Consider the following 22214-nt stretch of genomic DNA (forward strand, 5'->3'; position numbering starts at 1 on the left):
TAATTTGTGTACAATTTAATTGTATCATACCAAAGTTAAAAAGTGTATACATAATCCCATAAACAATTCGAAACTAAAAAAGAATAGCCATAATCTTCAAAAAAAGACTATCGCTATTCCATACGTAATGTTTATGAAATTCTAAAATATTTTTGCAGCAATATAAACGGTCACGCTATTGTAAAAACCATAATGAGAGCCATTGCTCCAGACGAAATTGCTAGGATCTGAAATTGCTGTGTTTTGAGAAGGTTGATGTCCATGTTTCTCTGACCATAAACCTGAGCTATTTTGAAGCATGAAGTGGTAATCAACGTTATCCTCAGGAATATCGACTTTACCATTCCCATTTGAGTCGATCCACCCCACTCTAAGTGCAATACGATGTTCATCGGAATTAATCGCTGCAGTTCGGCCCGGAAGTATCCGCCAACCCGGCTTAAAATATAAAGGATTCGTATTGCCATCTTGAACCACAAGACCAGCAGTATAATACACATTAGTAAAATAGGCAGGATCTCTGACATTTGAGACCCCGTCTCCATCACCAGGGTTGATTGCCCCTGGAAATCTTAAGGCATAACCATAACAGTTAATTCCATAGCTATTTTCGGCTGTATACGGCCATGCATGACCATAAGCGGAAGATAGGGTTGCTTGCGGAGAATCAGGTTCAAAAGTAGGTGTTATTAGCTCCGGTGCCAACAATTCATTATTTATAAGGTTGTCATCTGCTGGGGGCACAAAGCTTGAAGACTCTTTGAGTTCTCCAACAGTAGTAACATTTCCTTGTGTGTCCACAATAATCGTATCGTCGCCTTTCCATTCTCCAACCCAAGCCTTTTCCGGTCCAGAAGTTTGGACTTCTTTCAAATTACTCACGTCGACGTCGATGGGTGCGGCCATTGCAGCAGAGGACAGGGCCAGATTCAGCAAGAGTGTGCAGGTTAATACGACTTTATAAGTCTTTTTCAAAATCACAAACATCCCTTTCTATGTAAGATAAGTAAAATTTAACATTTTATCCTAAAATAGAATATGAAGAATGTTATGGTTTTTTTGAACACCTATAAAGCTTTATATTCAAAATAGTCAAAATAAGCCGGCTTCGCTTGCTGATCCAAATCCTGAGCACATACCCCGACATAGGAACCGGTAAAGCCGAGCTTACCGCCATATTCATCCGAAAGCGTGCCAAAATCTAAGGGAGTACAGACAGCTGTCCAATTCACCCCATCTGGAGAGGCATAAAACAACAGATCACGTCCATGAATTTCCGCCTTTAGATAATAACGATCCCAATTCTTCACAGATAGCTGCATAGAGGAAATCTCATCGTATTTGCCACCTCTACACAGCACAACGCCCAAACTAGTTCCACGGATCTCATCTGCGGTAACACGCAAATAATAGTAATCACTGTCATCATAATAGAGGACTAATCCAGCCATTTGCAGGAAGCTATCCGGCTCGAATTCCAGACAGGTTGTCGCTGAGCATTCAAAATGTTGAATCGGCCGGGCAATTAAGCTCTGATCATGCAGTGAAGCTAACGACTCTCTACCGCGCAGACGAAGAAACCCTGGGCGTTCCTTCAAGCTAACCCAAGATTCATCAAAGGGCACACGCAAGCTTTGGTATGGAAATCCAAGAACCTCTCCATCAAAATCATCTCTGTTTGGCAGCTCCTCAAAAGTGAATATAGGCAGTTCAGGAGCCACTGTCTCCAATGCAGGCAGCTTCCCTCCGTGGGCCAATCGCAACCAGCCATCCTCTGTCCATTCACAGCGTTGAATAGCAGTTTCCCGGCCTAACGGATTCATCGTTGACGTTCCCGGAATCGGACGTGTGCATAAATGTGCCATGTACCAGTCCCCATTCTGAGTCTCTACGAGCGATCCATGACCTGCTTGCTGAAACAGGTAGGTCAGATCATGCGCCGTGGTCATAATCGGGAAATCCGGATCAGTCTCATAAGGACCTGTGAGGCTTCGGCTTCTAGCTAAGGTAACCATATGGTTGATGCCGGTGCCCCCTTCAGCTGTCAGTAAGTAATAGTACCCATCCTTCTGGTACAATTGCGGACCTTCGGTCACTCCGATAGGTGTCCCTTTATAAATTTCATGGATAGGTCCCGTTAATTTGCCAGTCTCCGGGTCATATTCCTGCATAATGATGCCAGAGAAGTTATTGTGATTTTTACGGAAATCCCAACGCATATTAAGCAGCCATTTGGTCCCGTCCAGATCATGGAACAAAAATGGATCAAACCCGCTGCCATTAAGTCTAACCGGCTCACTCCACGGACCCATGATATCAGTCGCTGTAATTAAATAGTTATGCAGATCTTTATATACACTTTTGCGAGATTTCACATCTGTAAATAGCAGATAGAACACGCCTTGATCATAAGAAAGCGCTGGTGCCCAAATGGAACCAGAACTTACGTTACCACGCAGATCTACTTGTGAGGCTTCTGTCAGAACACGTGAAATGGAATGCCAATGGACTAGATCCTTGGAATGATGGATTTCTACACCTGGAAACCATTCAAAAGTAGATGTTGCGATATAATAATCATCCCCTACTCTAATAAAAGACGGATCTGGATGAAAACCTGCCAACACCGGATTAACAATTTTTCGCGTCATAATGTTACCCTCCACTACCGGATTTTTCATAGTTTAACGTATTTATTGTATCGCTTTCATAATAATTAAAGTTATAATGGGATATAAGAAAATGTTTATATTTTGTCATCTTGGAGGGCCTATGAAGCAGCTGTTCGAACCTGTTGTTTTTGAAGAACACAAGACCTTGATTTGGGATTATAAAATATATACCGACGACTATTACAAAGGTTATTATCACTGGCATCAATGCTGCGAAGTCATGTTCGTGTATGGCGGACAGGGAAACGTTGTTGTGAATCAGCAGATGTACGATATTCGCAGGGGAATGTTATTCTTTTTCCAGCCCTATCAGCTGCACCGGATCTATTCTGAGGTTTCTCCCGAGTGTCCTTTTGAACGAACCATCTTCTACATTGATCCACATGTTGCTGAGCACCTGCTGGAGGGTTTTGCGAAAAGAAAGGCTTTATTCACAGCGCTTTGGCAAGGAAAAAATACACATTGTGCCTTTGATCTTAAGGACCACGTTGAGTCTGTGGAGTGGATTCTGGAGCATTATAATCACAATAAAAAAGTCAGTCTGACTGAGGATACCGAAGACATTTCACTGTTAATTCTTCAATTATTGAGCAGTATAGGAACTGAAGATCAGCATGTATTCCAATCAGGAGAACGGCGAACCTTGCGCTATTCTGAGAAAATCATGAGTTTTATCGAAGAGCATTATCATGAGGAGGTTAATCTGGATCAGTTGGCTGAGGAGATTCACTTGTCCAAATCCTATATCTCCAGAATCTTTCATCAGGAAACCGGAGGAAGGCTTGTTGATTATCTGACTGCCCGCCGGATCAAACAGGCCTGCCGCTTGTTAGGAACGACAGACCTGCCTGTGGAGCAAATCGGAATCACTGTTGGTTTTCCAAATGCCTCTTATTTCAATCAACTGTTCAAAAGAGTCCTAGGGACGACTCCATTAAAATATAGAAAAAGTAATTAGATCTAATCTACACAACCGTATTTTTTTCAGTAACGAAGAGTATATTTTTAGCAAAATGATTAATATCTATCAGCTCTGGGCGGGGGGCGTCCATCAGTTCACCATTGATCCTTAAATTGACAAAGGTCACATTTTCAACAGCTCTCTCTTCGTCATATCCATAAATTCGTGAAGGGTTCGCCCTCCCGCTATAGCTGATGTCTCGAAATGTAATGTCCCGGATGCTTGTCCCCGGCTCTGGATTGTAGTCCTTATTATAGACCACTCGCACATCAATTAGCTGCCCCTGCTCAATACGTTCCACACGTATATTTTCATATAGAACATTACACACCTTATTTCGATCCCCGGCATTAATCGCCAGTGCCCCCCAATAATTCTCTTGCGGTTCGTGATGATTCAAGATATCAATATTCGCAAAAACAATAGACTCATTTACGTCACCATTCCGTTCATGGTCACCATGAGTGCCAATCATCAATGGATGAGCAACATCCGCCCACAGAATAGAATCATGAACGCTAATATTGCGGGTATCCCCATAAAAATCCCATCTTGAGCCATAGATAGCAATACAATCATCAGAATTACGCATAAAAACATCCCGGATTCTAATCTCAGAACTAGACATGATATCAATGCCATCAGACCAACCGCGAGTGCTAAACGATTTGAAATTATCAATCACAATCTGCTCAGACTGCCCGATGAAAATGCTATAATGTGGCGGATCAATCACGGTAATACCTTCCACATTTATAGATCGTGAAAAAACAATTCGTATCCCTCGAAAGGCCGAGAATCGATGAAAATCCGCAAGATAAATTACACCGCGACCACGAATGGATACATCATGAACTCCCTCGCATACCAAGGAACCTACAAGCACAGAACCTCCGGCAAGATACACCGTGGTTTCCGAAGGGACCGGCAATACTGTTTCTTCTATATAATGTGTGCCCGGAGCGAAATAAAGCACCTTCCTCTTTTCACGAGGATCAGCAGCGGTATTATCCAGCAGACGTAAAAGATCAGGTTTCCGGTGTATACCCGGTTGGACTACTAGGACATTAGCATCCTCTGGTTGAGGGGCATCCTTCTCCTTAGGGTTAGCAAATAAATGGAGATTCCGAAAAATATCACCGTTGATCTCAATCGATAACTTTTGCGGACCCGTTAGCTTAAACAAAATGGTATTTCCATGATGTTCGTAAGTGACCTCTCGCGAAGCCGGAGCAATGTTCACACAATCAATCTCCGTATAAAGACAGGTGACTTCAACTTCTACTGTACCTTCCAGATCAAAATAAGCCATGGATGCAGGACGTACCTCATGCATATCTACCTTAACCTCGTAAATAAACAAGCTATGCCATTCTCCTTCAGGCTGCCGTACTCGGACCTTATAATCCTCACGTCCCGGGAAATCTTTAGGTGCTTTATATACTTGTAAATCATCCACTTTACCATCCTCCTGTTCATTTAGATTGTATCGCTTCCAACTCCGATAAAGTTTTAATGTGTTATGCAGAAATGTTTGTATTTTGTCAGTTATAGATTAAAAGCCTGTTACAACATGACAATAATCAAACATTTCCTTATATCAAAACACAACTTTCCTGAGCTTTAGAAAGCTATACTCATAACATCCTAAATACACTGGAGGCAGTAATAATGACAAACCCTTATTGGCAAGAGATCATGGGTAGACTCGATACAAAAGTAGAACGTATGATAGAGCAAATCGGTGATAAGTGCCCGCATTTCGCCGGAAAAGATGGCAAATTTGATGATATCGGTTCAGACTGGTGGACTACAGGGTTCTGGCCTGGACTCCTCTGGATCATGCATGATATGACCGGAAAAGACCTTTACAAGGAGGCCGCTTGGCATTGGGACGGTACCTTGGAGGAATGGTTTATTAAACCAACGGTTGAGATGCATCACGATGTGGGATTCCAATTCCTACCGACAGCTGTAATCAAACATACAATTACAGGTGACGAAGATGCCCTGCGCAGAGGAATTGAAGCGGCGAATTTCCTCGCTGCCCGCTATAATCCTGTAGGTAAATTCATCCGCGCATGGAATGAAGATAAATACGGCTGGGTAATTATCGACTGTATGTTAAATATCTCCCTGCTGTTCTGGGCCAGCAAAGTGACAGGTGATCCCCGCTATAAGCATATTGCAATTAACCACGCCGAGACGACGATGCAATATGGCATACGTGAGGATGGATCCACCAAACATATTATTTCTTTTGATGCAGAGACAGGTGCTTATATTGAGAATTTTGGCGGTCAAGGCTACTCGGCTGAGTCCTCTTGGAGCCGTGGAACGGCTTGGGGACTGTACGGCTTCATCAATACTTATCGCCACACTGGAGATGAACGTTTCCTGAACACTGCTAAACGGATCGCACATTATTTCATCTCTGCTTTACCCGAGGATCAAGTCCCTTTTTGGGATTTCCGCCTAGAGGATGACACACGGATGTTCCGAGATAGCTCCGCAGCCTCTATAGCCGCTTCAGGATTATTAGAGCTTGCAGATATCGTACCATTAGGCGAAAAAAGTCTATATGCAAATGCAGCGGAGCGAATTCTGCGCTCACTGACTGAAAATTACGCAACCTGGGAGCAGCCGGAGCATGAAGCGATTTTATTGCACGGAACTGGCAGTGGCGATTCCTTCATTGATGTATCCCTGATCTATGGAGACTACTATTATATTGAGGCTATCGCTAAATTAAATGGCTGGAAGCATCGAATCTTCTAATTGTAGATAGTTATTCAAACAACAAAAAGACACCTCTCTTGAGGTGTCTTTATATTTTATATGCTACTCGTTCGCCAGTGCCGCCGCACCCTCCAGCAGCATCAAGCCGCTGAGTTGAATGCTCAGCTGAACCGGAAGCTCCGGTTTCACTTCCCACGATGAACTGCACAGACCCAGTTGTTTATCCAGACCTTTTTCCCATAACTGCATTGCATTGGCCAATACGACCTCGCGAATACGGATATTTTCAGGAGATTCTTTACAGAGCTGAACCAAATAACGAATCAGAATACCCTTGAACAAACCCGTATCATCAATGCCTTCATCAGGCAGTATCAGATTAACCGGATCACATAACCGATCAATACAAGTATTAGCCGTTCGATTCGCATCTTCTAAGTAATGAACATTACCCGTATTCTTGTAAAGCTCTAGGCCAGCGCCTAGAAACACTCCCTGACAGTACGTAAACTCCCAATCGTAATCGATCTGGCCATCCCCGCGTCTATTCATCCCATCCCACACAAAACCAGTCGCAGAATCCACTAAATATGTCTTGTTCCATTCATAGATACGGAGTGCCCACTCCAGATCCTCTTGCTTATGAAAAAGTTCATATAACCGGGCTGCAAGGATAACGGCAGGTGCATTGGCAGGAGTGTTTTTATAATCGAGCTGATCCTTCTTCCACGCCAGACCTCCACCCAACTGTTCATTCCAAGCCGTCTTAATATCCTCCCATAGATCAAGCACAGCACTTAAATAGGCTTCATGTCCTGTAACCCGATAAGCACGCAGCAACGCCAATGCTGTCCATTCCATATCATCATAGTAATTATGCCTGAAAGTCCCCCCGTTATAAGCTTGCAGACTTTGACTTAGCTCCTTAATTCTCAAGGAATACACAGGATCTCCACTACGCTCATAACCATCTACTAAAATATCAATGACATGAGCCTGCCACCAATAATAAAAGTTTTCCCCCGCAACGTTGTACTCTCTGGGATACCATTGGTTCATGATCCCAGTCTCAGCATTATAATAATTACGTAGTAGACATTGTTGGAACCACTCGGACTTTTCCTGCCAACTGACCGCTTCTATGGCTTCCTTTGCTTGTGTCATTAAGAACTCACCTCAAACCTGTTCCTTAGTTAATTCAGCCATCTTCTCCAGCAGCTTGATCGCACTAAGCTGGGAGCTGAGCTGAATTACACCAGCAGTGGACGAAGTCCAATCTGTGCCAAACAACACTGTGTCCTCTGACTTTCCTTGTTCCCAGAGACATTCTGCATTCGCACGCAGGAAATCAACAGCATCAACTGCTGCAGAATCAGCTTTAACCCATTCAGCTGTATAGCGAATCAGGATCCCTTTAAACAGTCCCGCATCACCATTCCCTTCATCTGGCAGCACACCTCCCTGAGAGTCAGCAAGTTCATGGGCTGCGGCGGCAAAGGTTAGGTGAGCATCCTCTAAATATTCTTGCTCTTTAGTAATACGGTACAGTTCAACTGCTGCGCCAATGAAGACGCCTTGATTGTAGGAGTATTTCCAATCCTTATCGATCTGGCCATTGCCAGTGCGATTCATGCCATCCCATACAAAACCCGTTGCCGGATCTACCAGATGCTCTTTTTGCCATCTGTATATTTTTAACGCCCATTCAAGATTGCTAGCTTCACCAAAAGCTTGATACAAGCGTGCCGCAAGTATAGCTGCCGGTGCGTTGGCTGGTGTATTTTTATAATCCAACTGTGACTTCTGCCAAGCAATCCCACCGCCCATATGCTCGTTCCAGCCTGTCTGAATGTCATTCCATAAAAGAAGGGCTGTATCTTTATAACCTTCCACTCCTGTTGCTTGATATGCACGAAGCCACGCGAGAGCCATCCATTCCATATCATCATACAACTCGTTTGGCCATACTCCACCATTTCGCTGAAGCAGACCTTCATGAAGTGCGGAAAGCCTTTCGGCATACCAGTTCTCTCTAGTCCGCTGTAGTCCATCTACCAATACATCCACAGCATGAGCCATCCACCAATAATGAAAAATCGTGTTGCATTCTCCATTTGGACAAGGTGTTTCTATATTGTACATTTTGATCGCTTCATTCCAGAATAATGAATCCAATGCAGCTTGTGCTTGATTCGCCCGTCCCTCCCAAATCCCTATCTCCAATTGGTTCATATAGACTCTCTCCCTGGTTCGATTTTTGTTGCATTAACCCTTAATACCACTAAAGGCTATTCCCTGTACAAAATAACGCTGAAGCGCTAAAAACAACACCAATATCGGCAAGATTGCTACTAGCGCACCAGCCATCATTGGACCGTAGTCTGTTTGAAAATTATAAGAAAAAGCTTGAAGTCCCATTTGAATCGTTGCTTTATTGGGATCATTCAGCACAATCATTGGCCATAAGAAACTGTTCCAACCCGCTTGGAAGGTAAAGATACTTAATGTAGCCAGCGCTGGTTTAGTCAACGGCAAATAAATCCGCCAAAATATTTTAAACTCTCCACAGCCTTCGATCCGGGCCATTTCCATCATGTCACTAGGTAAGGTGAGAAAAAATTGCCGCATAAAGAACACAGCAAAGGTTCCTGAAGCGCCCGGAAGAATAATCCCCCAGAATGAGTTCATCAGCCCGTTACCCCCGCTACCAAAAATATCATTGCCTCCAAAAAGAGGAATATGGCGCATAACATAAACCGTGGGGATCATCGTCACAATGCCTGGTATCATCATCGCCGCAAGCAGCACGCGGAATATTGGCTTATTGAGCTTAAAATTCAACTTTGCAAACGCGTATCCACTGATGGAACCAAAGAACAGATTCGCCAGTACACCCGCTACTGCAAGTACAAGCGAATTCCAGAAATAGAGCGCAAACGGAACCGTAGTAAATGCCTTACGATAGTGTTCTAAGGTCAAATGTGAAGGAAACCACCGGATGGGCATGGCGAATATCTCTTCGTCAGGCTTCAAGGATGTAAGAACACTCCAATAAAAAGGTAGAAACATTACGATGGCAATAACAATACACACTATATAATAGATAGATTTACTTAAGCTTCTTTTTAATAACGAACTTCCGCTAGTATCCATACCTCTATCCCCCTTCTGCATGGCAAGCCCGGCTTATACAATGGACTCCTCCGCCTTTGTGATCCGCATGTTTATAAGTGAGAATATGAGAATCGCCACAGCAAGCACAAATGCTTGTGCAGACGCATACCCCATTTGCAATTGATTAAAGCCCTGCTGATAGATCAGATAAACCGGGGTCTTTGTCATATTCGCCGGACCACCCTGCGTCAGCACAAAAGCTTGGTCGAACAACTGCAACGCACCAATGATTGACATCGTACTGACAAGAAAGGTCGTTGGTCGCAGCTGCGGCCAAGTAATAAACCGGAAACAAGCCAGCTTATTAGCACCGTCCAGCCGTGCAGATTCGTACAAATAGTCAGGCACGCCTTGCAGACCTGCCAAGTAGATAATCATATTAGAACCTACCGACTGCCAGAGGGTAAGCATAATAATGGACAACATCGCCGTTCGTGTCTCGGATAACCAAGCCGGACCTGTAATCCCAACATAAGACAACAATCCGTTAACCAAACCAAATTCAGGATGCAAAAGCCAGATCCATACCGTAGCTGCAGCAACAGCGGATGTAAGGGTAGGCAGATAATTCAGTGTGCGGAACAACTTTACCCCACGCCAGGATCGACTAAGTAGAATCCCGAGGAGAAGCGAAATCAGAATATTAAATGGAACGAAAATGATGGAATACAGAAATACATTTCGGAATGTTTTCCATAACAAACTGTCCTCTAGCAAACGGCGATAGTTATCAAAACCGATCCAATCGTTTCTACTAAGTACATCGTAGTTGGTAAAGCTTAAATATAGCGCCATTACCACGGGGATGACCGTGAAAACTGTAAACAGCAATACCGTGGGTGTAATAAACAGATAAGCCGTCCGCGCCTGATGTTTCTCTAGCTTTCTGATGGAAGCCATTTCAGCTACCCCCTCCTAAGCAAAAGGGAGGCGAAACCTCCCTTCACTTCAAATGTCTTACTTATTACTTCACTACTTCATTATCCTTCAGCATTTTGTCGCCCTCTTCTTGCGATTTCTTTAAGGTCTCATCAATGCTCATCTTGTTTTGCTGGTTAAGCTGCAAATTAGGGGCCAAAGCATCAGTCTCCATCACGGAATAACCAGGGTGGTTCGGACGAACCTTAGCGAACTCCAGCGTTTCCAGAAACGGCTGCCACTTTGGATCATCCTTGAAAAATGGATCTTCCATCGATGGCTTATAACCCGGCAGATTTAGACTCGTCTTAGCCCAGAGCAACGCGTTATCCTTGTTCGCTGTCCACCATTTGATGAACTCCCATGCCTCTTCTTTATGTCTGGAGCCTTCTGGAATCACTAGACCAAATCCCCCCATGACACTGCCTTTATCACCATTTGGTCCGGCCGGAGGAGGAACGATTCCATAATCCAGATCTTTACCATATTTGTTATAGGTGCTGAGCATCCACGGACCGGAATACAGCATAGCCACTTTACCTGTGACAAAAGCATCTTGCCCTTCACCAAGTCCAAGTTCGAACCCTACTTTATATACCTTATCCTTGTTCATCAATCGATCCCAGAACTCAAGCACTTGCTTGCCCTGCTCATTATTAAAATTGGTCTTTCCATCTTCTGTAAGCATGGTGCCGCCAGCCTGTTGGAGATACATATTAAAAAGTCCCAAATCCCCCATAGAAAAACCTGCGGTCTCCAATTTATTTCCATTCCATTTGGTTAGCTTCGTAGCCGCTGCCTCTAGTTCATCCCAAGTTGTTGGAGGCTGAAGTCCAGCCTCTGCGAGCAGCTTCTTATTATAGAAAAGAGCACGTGCATCTACCGTAAGCGGCAGCCCATATAATTTGTCATCGTATGAAAGCTCCCGTAGCGATTCGCTGTAAAAATCATCTTCGGAAATGCCGTCACGCGTTAAGTATTCATCTACCGGATGCAGTACATTTTTCGGAGCATACAGTGAAGTTCTCCAACGGTCCCAAAACAGTACATCAGGAGTGCCGCCATTGGTCGCAGAAGTTAGGAATTTCGTAATCATATCCTGTTGCAGCACATATTTTACGTGAATTTTATCCTGCGATTTATTAAAAGCATCCACCATGGTCTCGAATTGCTTCTGCCCCTCACCGCCCCAATCTCCCCAGAAGGTAAGCTCTGTCTTTTTCCCGGTACTGCTCCCAGCTTTGCTTGTGTTTCCGGTCTCTTTGTCCGCAGCTCCGTTATTACCACCGCAGCCCGCAGCAAGTGTAGTAGTCATTACCAAAACAATGGAGGTAACCAGCCATTTTTTCATGTTCTCTATCCCCTTTAGAGTCGATTATAAAAACCTTGTTGGTCTCAACCGCGCTTAATTTGCCTACCACAGCGCATGAGTACAAGCTCACAGAACATCATGTTTGCCCAAGAGAACCATGGACGTGTAAATTCATCAGGATTATCCACATGAAACCCTTCATGCATAAATCCAGTTCCAGCATCCGTCTTCTCCAGCAGATGAAGTAAGACCTCCTGTTCCTCTATGCTGACAGATGTCATTCCCTGTATCGCTAAAGCTATGGGCCAGATATACCGATTTGGCGTATGCGGACTTCCAATGCCAGCAGCCTCTTTTCCTGCGAAAAAATAGGGATTAGTGCTACTTAAAATAAGTTCACGGGTATTCTTATAGATAGGATCATCAGCACTCACATAACCCAAATAGGGAATAGAGAGAAGACTCGGTACATTTGCATCATCCATAATATTCACCTGTCCCAGACCATCTACTTCATAGGCATAGACCGCCCCATACTCTGGATGTTCTACAATTCCATACTCACTTATTCCCTTATTAAGCTGGTCAGATAGTTTCCTAGCTTTCTTTTCCAACTCCTGATCACCTAAAATCTCACGGGCAATTTCACACACATATCGTAAAACAACCACAGCGAACATATTGGCTGGAACCAAATACCCATATTCACAGGCATCGTCACTAGGACGAAATCCAGACCAAGTCATTCCGGTATAAGCCGTCAACGTCCCTTTGCCTTCTCGAGCTAACGTATCCGTGGGCGGACAGTTCATCCGTTGAAAAAGATATTTTGAATCGCGCTCATGGTTCTGTTCGGTAGTCCATAATGTTATGATTCTTTCTACGCCCGTTACAAATGACTCATTAAACTGACTTGTGCGGCCCGAATTCTTCCAGAGCAGATAACTCAGTTGGATTGGATAACATAACGAATCAATTTCATATTTTCTTTCCCAGACTCCCGGGCTCATCTCTGTCAGATCCTCTTGGTGACCATGCCCACTTTCTTCTTCATTGAATGCGTTAGCATAAGGATCAAGCTGGATGTAAGTAAATTGTCTACGTACAAGTCCCTCAATCATGTCTGCAATTTCTTCATCTTCGGAGGCAAGGATTAGGAAAGGTCTAACCTGTGCGGCGGAATCCCGTAGCCACATCGCTGGAATATCTCCGGTAATAACAAAAGTGCTTCCATTTGGCATTCGTTTTAAGGTTGTGTTCCAGGTGTTAGCCATACATTTCTCGAACATGTCGGCTAATTTCGGACGATCACCCAGCTGTGCTTTTACGCTAGATGCCAGTTTTTGCATCGACTCGGGTATTTCTCTAGTTGCTTTCAGTTATAATACCCCCTTTTTCTTTTGAGATTTGAAGCGCTTTCATTGATTAGTATATTGTCATGTAATTGGTATGTCAATATGTTTATTTATTATAATAATATATTAATACATCTATAAAGATAAATATATTTCTAAAATAAATAAAAAAACCCATCCATAAAGATAGGTTTTCATAACAACTAATATATGTTTAATTTGGATAATAAGCCAAATTTCTATTTAGAGACAGATTGTTTAGCAGAACTTGTTGATTCACCAGAAATTAACTCAGCTTCCAGCATTATCTTATTGGACACACTTTGCCCGTTCATAATTCGTAATACATTTTCTACTGCGAGTCGCCCCATCTCTTCTTCATTTTGCCGTAAATGGGTAAATGCATAACCCGAACCGAGTGGAGTTGGCGGACTATCAAAGCAAATGATCGAAATATCTTCTGGAATCCGTAGCCCAAGTCGTTGGACCGCAGTTCTAGCCAGCAGCGCAATATTATATTCCACAGCAAAAAGCGCTGTTATTGTTGGATTCTTTTGCAAATGAGAAATAAGCCGTGAAATGTCATGTTCAATATTCTCATCGTTGAAGGAATCCGGTAGTGTTGAGGTCAAATCGCTGACCCACAATCCCTTGTCTACAGCTATCCCCCGCTCCGCATGCGCTTGAATAAATCCTTCTACCCGCTCTTCAAGAGCTGTGGTATCCGCTGGAGGTGGAGAGAGAAAGGAGATGTGAGTATGCCCGAGATCAAATAAATACTCCGTACCCTTGAGTGCAGCCTGCATATTATCAGTACTGATCGATGCTGCTGCCACTCCTTTTAAATGGCGATCTACCAGAACCAGCGGGAAGCGCCCTATCACCAATTTTAGAATCTCAGCATTAAAAAATTCGCCTTGAGCCGGAAAAATGATCAGACCATCTACACCTAAGCTGAGCAACTTCTGAATAGACTTCTCTTCGTTCTCCGGCACCCCAAAGGTTCTTCTTAAAACCAGAAAACAATCATTATCACGTGAAGCCTGCTCCATGCCATAAATCAAGCCTGTGCCATAGCTGTTGCCAAAGTCGGTAATAACCAGACCGATCGTCTTTTCCTCATGGTTAAAGGAATTGAGAACAGTTCCGTCGGAGACCGTCCCCGGAGATATCGCTGATTCCATGTAATCGACTGCTGGATCAGCCACAAATGAACCTCTTCCAGGTTTTCTCACAATTAATTGTTCCGCGGCGAGCATTTCCAGAGCTTTTTTACTCGTAATCCGACTAACATTATAGGCTTCAGCCAGTTCTTTCTCAGAGGGAACCCGTTCGCCTTGTCCATAAGATTTATTAAGGATAAGTTGCTTCACTTCATCAAATATTTTTTCATACATCGGTTTGGATGATGTTGTCTCACTCATGACTTTCGTTATCTCCTGACTCTAATTTTTTCATCTTATACATAATAATATATCATGATATATTAAGTTTGTCGACATTTGTGCTGGTGCTGCAAAAAAAGAGGGAGGAAGGATGTATGGTGTAAAGTGGAAAAATACAAATATTCATATATAAACAGAGATAACCCGTATTCAGTGAATGCGGGTTAAATAAAGACTTAGTAATAGATAAGCTTTTGAAAGGCAACTGCTCCATGTTCAAATTCGTTCCCAATGATCCCTTTGGTCGGGAATCCTAATCCATCCCTGTAAAAAATCAAAGCCCTCTCCAGATCGTCCACACCTAGTGTTATTACTGTAATCCGGGGTTTCATCTATATCGAGCCTCCTATTTTCGCTTCATTACATTGTACGGATGCGCTCATAAATTGCATTTCTACTATATTCTTAGATAATATCAAACCGTATTTCATCTAACAAGTTTTTACACTTTTGTCCATTTGTTCTTTTTTTATTCAAAAACAGCTAACACAGGTCTATCGTAAATTGCTGTTCAGAATATATAATAGAGACTATCTGGTATAGAAAGGAAGTTGAATAGTTAATGAAATTTAATGATTATCGCTATGAGCGCCCGGATGTAGAGAAGTTCAAACAGGATTTTAACAACCTGCTTAAAGATCTCAATGACACCGAGCCATTAGAAGTGCAAAAGGCTTCCGTTACCGCTATTAACAAGCTTCGCAATGAGTTTGACACGCTGCAGACATTGGTTAGCGTTCGCCATTCGATCAATACAACAGATGAATTCTACAAGGCTGAACAGGAATTCATGGACGAAATTGGGCCTATCGTTCAGGAATACATAACGGACTATTACAAAGCACTCGTCAATTCCAAATACAGAGCCGAATTCGAACAAGAATGGGGCACACAGCTGCTTCAGCTTGCAGAAGTAGCTCTGCGTACTTTTAGTCCAGAAATCATCGAAGATTTACAATTGGAGAACAAACTCTCTACAGAATACGCTCAGCTTATCGCGTCCGCTAAGATTCCATTCGAAGGCGAAGAACGCACACTGACTCAGCTTACTCCTTTTGAATTGTCCACGGACCGTGATATGCGTAAACGTGCTTCACAAGCCAGATATGATTTTATGTCTGAACATGAAAGTGAATTTGATCGAATCTATGACGAGCTAGTTAAAGTCCGTGACCGCATTGCTAAAAAGCTTGGTTACAGCAACTTTGTGGAGCTAGGTTATGACCGGATGATGCGGACCGATTATAACGCCGACATGGTAGCCAACTTCCGCAAACAAGTTCTGGAGCATATCGTACCCGTCTCCCAACAGCTTAAGAAACGGCAGACTGAACGTCTAGGGCTGGATGCCTTGAAGTTTTATGACGAGAACTTCAGCTTCAAGACTGGCAACGCCACTCCTAAAGGAGATCCTGACTGGATTGTAGCTAACGGATCAAAGATGTACCAAGAGCTCTCTCCGGAAACTGATGAATTCTTTACTTTTATGTTGGATAACAATCTAGTGGATTTAGTAAGTAAAAAAGGAAAGCAAGGCGGCGGCTATTGTACTTACTTCAGCCAATACCAAGCACCCTTTATCTTCTCGAATTTCAATGGAACCTCAGGGGATATTGATGTCTTGACCCATGAAGTGGGGCATGCCTTCCAGGTGTATGAAAGCCGAAATATTAATGTACCTGAATATGCTTTTCCTACTTATGAAGCCTGTGAGATCCATTCCATGAGCATGGAGTTTTTTGCTTGGCCGTGGATGGAATTGTTCTTTGAAGAGGATGCAGACAAATACCGTTTCAATCATTTGGCAGATAGCCTTCAGTTTATTCCTTACGGAGTTACTGTAGATGAATTCCAGCATTTTGTTTACAGCAATCCTGAAGCAACCCCTGCTGAACGTAAGCAAGCATGGCGAGAAATCGAGAAAAAATATTTGCCGCACCGCAATTATGAAGGTAATGCTTATCTGGAACAGGGTGGATTTTGGCATAAGCAAGGTCATATCTTCGCCTCCCCGTTCTATTACATTGACTATACACTAGCACAGCTATGTGCTTTCCAGTTCTGGAAACGTTCAAATGAAGATTTCAAATCCGCTTGGAGTGATTATTTGGAGTTATGTCAAGCCGGAGGAAGCAAATCCTTTATCAAGCTAGTTGAACTTGCGGGCCTGACTTCACCTTTTGAAGATGGCTGCATTAGCTCGGTCATTGGGGAGATTGAAAGCTGGTTAAACAGTATTAATGATAAAGAACTTTAATAATACCTTGCAGTACCGATAAAAAAGCAATCCCTGCTTCTTAGCTGGGATTGCTTTTTTTTGCACATCGAGGTTATTTAGCGATAACGAATCAATAAGTCCAGTGGATAACGACCTGCATTACGGCCATACAAAGCTAGCCCGCCTTCCTCTGCTTGCAGCTCCAAACGGAAAACACGATAGCGATCCAGCTTCGCTGCTAACTGCCCCGGTACACTTGCCTTGCATAGGTAGCCGTAAGATCCAGCCTCATCCAGCTTATTCGCTATTGGCTGATAATGCCAAGACAAAATCCCTCTGCTATCAGCCGGATCATCCGGTAAATAGAAAGAACCAATCCGCTGCCCATCCACCAGAACGTTCACTCGGGAAGGATGACGCTCTTCATCCGTCATATAATACGTATTCGGATTATATTCCACCCTCGCATCTGCCCCATGCATAAGATCAAGGCCCATATCATTAAGCTTCATACCTTCAACATGCCGCGCAAGCAATCGTTTAGCACTTGCTTCGAACATGATCTCGATCTCACCAATCATTGATTTATCTGCTGCATCTGGCAGTGTAACCTCGTATACATACTGACCTTGCCCAGCACCATTGATCTTAGATCCTTGGATAGCATCCCATTGATGCTTAAAGTTATGTTCGGTATAAGCTCCCACTGGAATTTGAATAAATTCTCCTTCACCTTTAAACAATACAGTGTTATTACCGCCTCTTACATCGAAAGTAATGAAATTCCGCGTGATCACTTCACCCTTCTCATTAATCAGAGAGACAGCAAGTATTGCAGCCGCCTCCTGACCAGGCATTGTAATGTTCAAAGAAGGAAGTATAGTGTTTCCAAAGTTATCCCATTTCACAGACATATGTCCACTTTGCGCAGTGACCCGAGTCCCCAAATTGTCGTACCACAGTTCCCATTTCAGCTTCAAATTATGACCGTGATAGCTGTCCGCGAAGCTGGAACCTAGCAAAGGTACTTTAACACTCTGCCCTGCTTCTACTGTCTGGCATGGAGGAGCATCTATCACGATAAAATCTGGGGAATGCAGATCCGCAATCGTCATCCCGGGAACAAAATCCCCATATCCAAAATCCTTATCGCTCCCGTCTAGCCGGTAATAACCATTGAACTCATTCGTAACATCACGGAATTCTGTAAATACGAATCCACATAGCTTATCATGCCGCCGGAATTCATTTATCATATAGCGGTAATGCCATGCCAAATCACTGTCCCCTGCACCACCTTCGATCCCCCACACGTTGCCGCATTCGCTGTTCATTAGAGGTGCATCAGACTGTACGTTGCCGCCAATACAGTTAAACTCCGACCCTGGGAATGTTTTATCTACAACCTCATTCATGTGGGCTTGCAGCTGCTCGTAACCATTAATGTAAAAGTGCCATGTATTAATATCCGATTCCACATGATCATAATTACAAGGCGAGTTATCCTCAACAATTCTAGTCGGATCAAGCTGCTTCGCCCAGCGATATTTCTCCCGCACCCATTCCTGTGTCTCTTTAAGATAACTACTCTGCTGCTGTACATCACTTGTGAGGCCAGCCTCCTGAGCATCTGTCTTCAAACCCCAGGTCTCATTGAACATAACCCACGAAAAAATAGATGGATGATTATAATCTCGTTCAATCACCTCAAGGGCTTCACTCTCATAGGAGACTCTGGCTTTGTCATCTGGATTACCCCAGAAACAAGGCATATCTTCCATAACAAGAATGCCAAGCTTATCCGCCCAATACAGCTTACGGGGTTCTTCGGGCTTGATATGAATTCGCACCATGTTTAGTCCCAAACGTTTCATTAGATAAATTTCATCCCGCATGTCTTCATCCGTTGGATAGGTGAAATAACCTGTCTTGTGATAGGACTGATCAAGAGTGCCGTTCAAATATATCGGCTTGCCATTTAAGGTGATCCACCGATAATCACGATCGTCAAAGCGGGCAGTCTGAATTTCGCGAATTCCGAAATAAGTGCTGACTGTATCTGTACCAAACGATCCACTAAGCTGCAGTTCACCTTCGTATAAATAAGGAGTTTCTGGACTCCACAAATGCGGATTGGGAATATCGATAGACAGCTTACATTCGTTCTCCCCCGCTATAAGCTGCAGCTTCTCTGTATGAACAACGGAATGATCAGCGAATTGCAGCGTAAAATCTGCCGAACCCGTTTTATGCGCAATTATTCTTGTAGTTACCTTCACCTGTCCATCTATACTGGTCACAAACTTTGCATCTTTCATATAAGTTTCGGGGCGTGCTTCAAGCCATACAGGCTGCCAAATTCCACGGATTTCTCCATATCCTTGTTTGCCCCGCGCTTGATAAGCATGATCGAAATCCTCAGCTCTTACGACAATATTATTCTCACTGTTAGCTGCCCAGTAAGGTGTAACATCAAATTCAAATGAACCATATCCACCTTGATGTGAACCTACATGTTCTCCATTTATCCACACATCACATGAATAATCTACTGCCCCAAAACGTAAAAACAATCGTGTTTGTTGGTCGATAGCCTGCCCATTCACGGTGCGTCGATACCAGCCGATTCCTTGTTGATCGCAGCCAATTCCGGATAAGGGACTTACCCAAGAAAAAGGTACAGTGATCATTGAATCGTAAGCGATTTCAGGATTGGAGTACCATAACGCCTTCATACCTTCGTTGTTCGGATCAAAGTTAAATGACCATTGCCCATTCAAATTCATCCATTCCTGACGTTGCCAATGTGGATGAGGGTGTTCAGATCGAGGAATCTCAAGTGTCTCAGAAGCTAATATAGAAGTTGTCATTTGGCGAGCACAGCCTTTCAAAATAAGAAGTTGAGCCCATTTTAGCACCAGTATATGATTTTCGCAATGTTTATTATGATTTTACAATATCCATTCTTCATTGTACAATAACCTCAACCCATCCTAAACGAAAAGGAACAAATATGATGAATGATATTTCACAAGAAACGATACGTTATCCCGCGTCACGCATTTTAGATGTAGCTAAAGCACTGTCTGGTGACGTCCGCGTCCGCATTCTTGAAGCCCTTGGCGAAAAGCCTATGAGTGTCAGTCAATTAGCTGAGACGTTAGGTGTAGCTCAGCCAACCATATCTATCAATGTGCAGACATTAGAACAGGTTAATCTTATCTCGTCTACGCAAGGAGCAAATCGCGAAAAAATCTGTGCGGTTACCTGTCGCTCTATTCATCTCGATCTCCCTTCGAAACTAGGGGATGGCCTGCATCAAACCGAGGAAATACATATGCCCATCGGCATGTTCTCCCGCTGCTCCATACAACCGTCCTGTGGGATGGCCGGAAAAGATGGTGGCGTCATTGGCTCCCAGGATGATCCAAGAGCATTCTACATGCCTGAACGAGTCGATGCCTCACTCTTATGGTTCGCGGAAGCGGGTTATGTCGAATACTATTTTGCCAACCCCCTGCCTCCAGGCGTCGAGTTGGATGAAATCCGCATTTCGGCAGAAGTATGCTCAGAAGCCCCTTCGTTCCGAGAGGATTGGGCCAGTGATATCAGCTTATCCATCAATGACCAGTTAGTCGGGACTTGGACTTGCCCCTCCGATTTCGGTAACCGCAAAGGGAAGCTGACCCCTGAACGTTGGAGAAGTGGAACTGAATATGGAGCTCTTACTACATGGAGTGTCTCTAAATCGGGCAGCAGCTGTAATGGTTCTCTCTCATCTTCCACTACAATCAGCTCTTTAAAGCTGGCGTTTAATGAACCTATTCGTGTACGTTTTGAAATTCGGGAGGATGCACTCAATAAAAGAGGATTAAATCTGTTCGGAAGTGGGTTTGGGGACTATGCCCAGGATATTATACTGGCATTCGTACGACGTCCGCAATGAGGATAGAAAGGCAAGAAGTGCCTCGTAAGAGGATCCAAATGTTCACTAGCTTCAAGAAGAAGATCAACAATGGATACACACTTCCAGCCCTAGCCAGACGTACAACTCTATTTCATACCAGTAGACGCCTTATTTTGCTTCAACTTTTTTTAGATTCTCAGAGACTCTGAAGGTTACAATCTTGCTAATTAATTCATAAGGCATAGGCTTATCAATGGGGAATTGAACGGAACCTTTAGCACCTTTATAGCCTGATAATTCATCTTTAAAAGCATTAATTCCACTTGGTGTGGGGTAGAATCCAATATGCTTGGGATAAGCAGCGAAATGCACCAAATTTCCGTGTAATGCAAAAGTAGGCATCTGATAGCTTATTTTTTCCTCTGCTTCCGGTGCCGCCTCTTTTATCACCTTTCTTAACGTATTAAGGATTTCCTGAACCTCAAGCGAAAACCCGGAAATATAGGCATCGATCGATTCATATGTGATTTTACTTTCATCCATGATATATCTCCTCTCTGGATCATCTCCACGATTTGCATAAATGAAGGGCTGCTAAAGCCTCAGCTTCAGTACTTTTGAACAACATCTTATCGCCTTGATTGCATTCGTAAATAAAATCATTCAGACTTTTGCTGTTATAGCTTGTAAATTCTCCTACGATAGCAACTCTCATCTGATAGTTTGTATATTTTTGAGCAATCTCACCAGCAATTCCAGACTTTAGCTCGAAAAAATCATCCGTAATCTGTTCCTTCCTCAGAAGCATTTTATCGCATCCTTGGTATTTCACATTCATCATTAAGTCTAAGGCATCCCTTACATTATTGATAATGATCTCTTCTCCAGAGATTATAGCTACCGTTGAATCATTCTTATCATCCACTGTGATTTTCATTCAAGACTACTCCTTTTCCGCGGAGAAATTCTGCAACATTATGATTACTCTGCTTATTCGCAACCGACCATACAGATTCACCACTTTTAATTTTAGCAGAAATGTCGGCGTCATGTTCGATTAACAACTCTACTAGTTCTACATTATCCGTATGAAAAGCAGCAGAATGTAGGGAAGTATATCCATCACTATCAAATATATTGGTCTTGGCCTGATGTTGCAAAAGAACCCGGATCACCTCCATATTTCGCTCACCAGCAATTGCCGCATGTAATGCTGTGTTGGATGGAATATAGCTGATTTGGGAATGTGACACTGCATCAATGTCAGCACCATAGTCTAACAAAACCTGAACAGCTTCCACTTTACCAAAATGCGCGGCATAGCCAAGCGGTGTAAGACCCTCGTTATTCTCCATATTCGCAAGGTACGGATGAGCTTCCAGGATTTCTTTCAGCCGTTCTACCTGGCCTGATTCTGCTGCCTGAAATACATCATTAATGAGTGGATTTATTTCCATAGATTTCGCCTCTTTTCTAATTATCGTATAAACGATCTAAGTTATTTTTTCTGGAT

Annotated in this window: 18 protein-coding genes and 1 pseudogene; 4 read left to right on the plus strand and 15 right to left on the minus strand. The window is 43.3% G+C overall.

All coding sequences use genetic code 11. From position 1 onward, the window contains the following. Window positions 1-141: 141 nt before the first annotated feature. Window positions 142-975, minus strand: a complete 834-nt coding sequence (locus tag MKX34_RS18455) for a hypothetical protein (RefSeq protein ID WP_036688074.1) — start codon at window positions 973-975, stop codon at window positions 142-144. Between the two features lie 92 nt (window positions 976-1067). Further along, entirely contained in the window at window positions 1068-2651 is a 1584-nt protein-coding gene (locus MKX34_RS18460) for a glycoside hydrolase family 43 protein (protein ID WP_076296499.1), read from the minus strand. 121 nt (window positions 2652-2772) lie between these two features. On the opposite strand from MKX34_RS18460, the gene MKX34_RS18465 reads away from it, so the two are divergent. Continuing rightward, on the plus strand, window positions 2773-3630 hold the full coding sequence (locus MKX34_RS18465) for an AraC family transcriptional regulator (protein ID WP_051491556.1): 858 nt from the start codon (window positions 2773-2775) through the stop codon (window positions 3628-3630). Between the two features lie 7 nt (window positions 3631-3637). Here MKX34_RS18465 and MKX34_RS18470 read toward each other — a convergent pair whose 3' ends face one another. Further along, window positions 3638-5092: a glycosyl hydrolase family 28 protein gene (locus tag MKX34_RS18470; RefSeq protein ID WP_076296498.1), complete on the minus strand. Its 1455-nt coding sequence runs from the start codon at window positions 5090-5092 to the stop codon at window positions 3638-3640. Between the two features lie 212 nt (window positions 5093-5304). Between MKX34_RS18470 and MKX34_RS18475 the strand changes: the two genes are divergently transcribed. After that, a complete protein-coding gene (locus tag MKX34_RS18475; RefSeq protein WP_051491557.1) occupies window positions 5305-6411 on the plus strand; it encodes a glycoside hydrolase family 88 protein in 1107 nt (368 codons plus the stop codon). Between the two features lie 63 nt (window positions 6412-6474). Here the strand turns inward: MKX34_RS18475 and MKX34_RS18480 are convergent, their stop codons facing one another. The 8 genes and pseudogenes from MKX34_RS18480 to MKX34_RS18515 form a co-directional block, all read right to left on the minus strand. Next, entirely contained in the window at window positions 6475-7536 is a 1062-nt protein-coding gene (locus MKX34_RS18480) for a glycoside hydrolase family 76 protein (protein WP_076296497.1), read from the minus strand. Between the two features lie 12 nt (window positions 7537-7548). Beyond that, the gene (locus MKX34_RS18485; RefSeq protein WP_076296496.1) at window positions 7549-8604 is read right to left on the minus strand and encodes a glycoside hydrolase family 76 protein; all 1056 of its coding nucleotides are present in this window, start codon (window positions 8602-8604) and stop codon (window positions 7549-7551) included. A gap of 33 nt (window positions 8605-8637) precedes the next feature. Beyond that, window positions 8638-9525 carry a carbohydrate ABC transporter permease gene (locus tag MKX34_RS18490; protein WP_036688085.1) on the minus strand — a complete coding sequence of 296 codons (888 nt, stop codon included), beginning with the start codon at window positions 9523-9525 and terminating at the stop codon, window positions 8638-8640. Between the two features lie 33 nt (window positions 9526-9558). Further along, entirely contained in the window at window positions 9559-10446 is an 888-nt protein-coding gene (locus MKX34_RS18495; RefSeq protein ID WP_076296495.1) for a sugar ABC transporter permease, read from the minus strand. A 64-nt stretch (window positions 10447-10510) separates the two neighbouring features. Further along, window positions 10511-11815, minus strand: coding sequence for an ABC transporter substrate-binding protein (locus tag MKX34_RS18500; RefSeq protein WP_076296494.1), 1305 nt, complete (start codon window positions 11813-11815; stop codon window positions 10511-10513). Between the two features lie 44 nt (window positions 11816-11859). After that, window positions 11860-13125 (minus strand): glycoside hydrolase family 125 protein, encoded by a 1266-nt coding sequence (locus MKX34_RS18505; protein ID WP_076296493.1) that lies wholly within the window; start codon window positions 13123-13125, stop codon window positions 11860-11862. A gap of 245 nt (window positions 13126-13370) precedes the next feature. Further along, complete coding sequence (locus MKX34_RS18510) at window positions 13371-14555, minus strand: GntR family transcriptional regulator (RefSeq protein ID WP_076296492.1); 1185 nt, start codon at window positions 14553-14555, stop codon at window positions 13371-13373. 218 nt (window positions 14556-14773) lie between these two features. Next, window positions 14774-14908 (minus strand): annotated as a pseudogene (locus MKX34_RS18515) (VOC family protein); the annotation flags it as partial. A 230-nt stretch (window positions 14909-15138) separates the two neighbouring features. On the opposite strand from MKX34_RS18515, the gene MKX34_RS18520 reads away from it, so the two are divergent. Then, window positions 15139-16833: a M3 family oligoendopeptidase gene (locus MKX34_RS18520; RefSeq protein WP_076296491.1), complete on the plus strand. Its 1695-nt coding sequence runs from the start codon at window positions 15139-15141 to the stop codon at window positions 16831-16833. Window positions 16834-16910: 77 nt separating this feature from the next. On the opposite strand, the gene MKX34_RS18525 is transcribed toward MKX34_RS18520, so the two are convergent. Further along, window positions 16911-19664: a glycoside hydrolase family 2 gene (locus MKX34_RS18525; RefSeq protein ID WP_076296490.1), complete on the minus strand. Its 2754-nt coding sequence runs from the start codon at window positions 19662-19664 to the stop codon at window positions 16911-16913. A 143-nt stretch (window positions 19665-19807) separates the two neighbouring features. Between MKX34_RS18525 and MKX34_RS18530 the strand changes: the two genes are divergently transcribed. Beyond that, on the plus strand, window positions 19808-20740 hold the full coding sequence (locus tag MKX34_RS18530) for a helix-turn-helix domain-containing protein (RefSeq protein WP_235219558.1): 933 nt from the start codon (window positions 19808-19810) through the stop codon (window positions 20738-20740). A 129-nt stretch (window positions 20741-20869) separates the two neighbouring features. Here MKX34_RS18530 and MKX34_RS18535 read toward each other — a convergent pair whose 3' ends face one another. The 3 genes from MKX34_RS18535 to MKX34_RS18545 are packed head-to-tail and all read right to left on the minus strand — an operon-like array spanning window position 20870 to window position 22158. Beyond that, window positions 20870-21244 carry a DUF1801 domain-containing protein gene (locus MKX34_RS18535; protein WP_036688098.1) on the minus strand — a complete coding sequence of 125 codons (375 nt, stop codon included), beginning with the start codon at window positions 21242-21244 and terminating at the stop codon, window positions 20870-20872. A gap of 19 nt (window positions 21245-21263) precedes the next feature. Next, window positions 21264-21638 carry a DUF4180 domain-containing protein gene (locus MKX34_RS18540; RefSeq protein WP_036688100.1) on the minus strand — a complete coding sequence of 125 codons (375 nt, stop codon included), beginning with the start codon at window positions 21636-21638 and terminating at the stop codon, window positions 21264-21266. Further along, entirely contained in the window at window positions 21619-22158 is a 540-nt protein-coding gene (locus MKX34_RS18545) for an ankyrin repeat domain-containing protein (RefSeq protein WP_076296489.1), read from the minus strand. Before MKX34_RS18545 ends, MKX34_RS18540 begins: the two co-directional genes overlap by 20 nt. Between the last annotated feature and the right edge of the window lie 56 nt (window positions 22159-22214).

The organism is Paenibacillus sp. FSL R5-0636, from assembly GCF_037974255.1.
GTDB lineage: Bacteria > Bacillota > Bacilli > Paenibacillales > Paenibacillaceae > Paenibacillus_AQ > Paenibacillus_AQ odorifer.